This is a genomic window from Amycolatopsis sp. NPDC051373 (assembly GCF_040689465.1).
Lineage (GTDB): Bacteria > Actinomycetota > Actinomycetes > Mycobacteriales > Pseudonocardiaceae > Amycolatopsis.
Map to the genome: position 1 here is coordinate 2501 of NZ_JBFBAE010000067.1, position 2712 is coordinate 5212.

At 55.9% G+C, this 2712-nt stretch carries 2 rRNA genes (1 of these 2 running past the window's edge); both read left to right on the forward strand.

Annotated features, from left to right (window positions below):
* A 23S ribosomal RNA gene (locus AB0383_RS49965) occupies window positions 1-2489 on the forward strand; it begins 626 nt to the left of the window's first position.
* Between the two features lie 56 nt (window positions 2490-2545).
* Window positions 2546-2662, forward strand: a 5S ribosomal RNA gene (gene rrf, locus AB0383_RS49970).
* Window positions 2663-2712 lie beyond the last annotated feature (50 nt).

Sequence of the window (2712 nt, forward strand, 5' to 3'; positions counted from 1 at the left end):
TGGGTGATGGCGTGCCTTTTGAAGAATGAGCCTGCGAGTTAGTGCTGCGTGGCGAGGTTAACCCGTGTGGGGTAGCCGTAGCGAAAGCGAGTCTGAATAGGGCGTCATAGTCGCGTGGTCTAGACCCGAAGCGGAGTGATCTACCCATGGCCAGGGTGAAGCGTCGGTAAGACGTCGTGGAGGCCCGAACCCACCAGGGTTGAAAACCTGGGGGATGAGCTGTGGGTAGGGGTGAAAGGCCAATCAAACTCCGTGATAGCTGGTTCTCCCCGAAATGCATTTAGGTGCAGCGTCGCGTGTTTCTTGTTGGGGGTAGAGCTACTGGATGGTCTAGGGGCCTTACCGGGTTACCGAAATCAACCAAACTCCGAATACCAATAAGTGAGAGCGCGGCAGTGAGACGGCGGGGGATAAGCTTCGTCGTCGAGAGGGAAACAGCCCAGAACACCAGCTAAGGCCCCTAAGTGTGTGCTCAGTGGGAAAGGATGTGGGATTGCCCAGACAACCAGGAGGTTGGCTTAGAAGCAGCCACCCTTGAAAGAGTGCGTAATAGCTCACTGGTCAAGTGGTCCTGCGCCGACAATGTAGCGGGGCTTAAGCACACCGCCGAAGCTGTGTCATTGACACAATAGATCGGTGTTCGTTTTCGGACGGGCATCTAGTCGTGTTGATGGGTAGGGGAGCGTCCTGCATCCAGGGAAGCGGCCGTGTAAACGAGTCGTGGAGGGTGTGGGAGTGAGAATGCAGGCATGAGTAGCGAATGCAGAGTGAGAAACTCTGCCGCCGGATGACCAAGGGTTCCTGGGCCAGGCTAATCCGCCCAGGGTAAGTCGGGACCTAAGGCGAGGCCGACAGGCGTAGTCGATGGACAACGGGTTGATATTCCCGTACCCGAGCATGTGCGCCCATGATGAGGCAGTTGATACTAACCACCCAAAGCGCATGGTGAAGTCTTCGGATGGAGCTGTGTTGTGGAGCGTGGGATCTGATTCTGTAGTAGTCAAGCGATGGGGTGACGCAGGAAGGTAGCTCCGCCAGGCGATGGTTGTCCTGGTGTAAGCGTGTAGGCCGGAACATAGGCAAATCCGTGTTCCATGTGGCTGAGACGTGATGCGTAGCCGTTTGAGGCGAAGAGGGTGATCCTATGCTGCCGAGAAAAGCCTCTAGTGAGTGCATGCACGGCCCGTACCCCAAACCAACACAGGTGGTCAGGTAGAGAATACCAAGGCGATCGGGTGAACTGTGGTTAAGGAACTCGGCAAAATGCCCCCGTAACTTCGGGAGAAGGGGGGCCAGTGCTCTTGAAGCCTTTTGCAGGCTAGGGAGTGGTGGCCGCAGAGACCAGCGGAAAGCGACTGTTTACTAAAAACACAGGTCCATGCGAAGTCGCAAGACGATGTATATGGACTGACGCCTGCCCGGTGCTGGAACGTTAAGAGGACCGGTTAATCCCTTCGGGGGTGAAGCTGAGAATTTAAGCGCCAGTAAACGGCGGTGGTAACTATAACCATCCTAAGGTAGCGAAATTCCTTGTCGGGTAAGTTCCGACCTGCACGAATGGCGTAACGACTTTCCGGCTGTCTCAACCACAGGCCCGGCGAAATTGCACTACGAGTAAAGATGCTCGTTACGCGCGGCAGGACGGAAAGACCCCGGGACCTTTACTATAGTTTGGTATTGGTTTTCGGTTCGGCTTGTGTAGGATAGGTGGGAGACTGTGAAGCGGTGACGCTAGTTATCGTGGAGTCAATGTTGAAATACCACTCTGGTCGAATTGGGAATCTGAACCTCGGGCCATGATCTGGTTCAGGGACAGTGCCTGATGGGTAGTTTAACTGGGGCGGTTGCCTCCTAAAGAGTAACGGAGGCGCCCAAAGGTTCCCTCAGCCTGGTTGGCAATCAGGTGTTGAGTGCAAGTGCACAAGGGAGCTTGACTGTGAGACAGACATGTCGAGCAGGGACGAAAGTCGGGACTAGTGATCCGGCACCACCTGGTGGAAGGGGTGTCGCTCAACGGATAAAAGGTACCCCGGGGATAACAGGCTGATCTTGCCCAAGAGTCCATATCGACGGCATGGTTTGGCACCTCGATGTCGGCTCGTCGCATCCTGGGGCCGGAGTAGGTCCCAAGGGTTGGGCTGTTCGCCCATTAAAGCGGCACGCGAGCTGGGTTTAGAACGTCGTGAGACAGTTCGGTCCCTATCCGCCGCGCGCGTAGGATACTTGAGGAAGGCTGTCCCTAGTACGAGAGGACCGGGACGGACGAACCTCTGGTGTGCCAGTTGTCCCGCCAGGGGCATGGCTGGTTGGCCACGTTCGGAAGGGATAACCGCTGAAGGCATCTAAGCGGGAAGCCTGTTCCAAGATGAGGTATCCCACCCCGTGTGGGTTAAGGCCCCCAAGAGACGATTGGGTTGATAGGCCAGAAATGGAAGCACAGTAATGTGTTGTTGAGTTGACTGGTACTAATAGGCCGAGGACTTGCCTACAAAGATGTTACGCATCCACTCTACGGTTCTGAAACACCACGCGTGTTTCATAGTGTTTCGGTGGTTATAGCGCCAGGGAAACGCCCGGTCCCATTCCGAACCCGGAAGCTAAGCCTGGTAGCGCCGATGGTACTGCAACCGAAGGGTTGTGGGAGAGTAGGACGCCGCCGAACTTACTTAGAGTAGGCCCCGGTCGAGAATCTTCACGGTTCTCCCGGGGCCT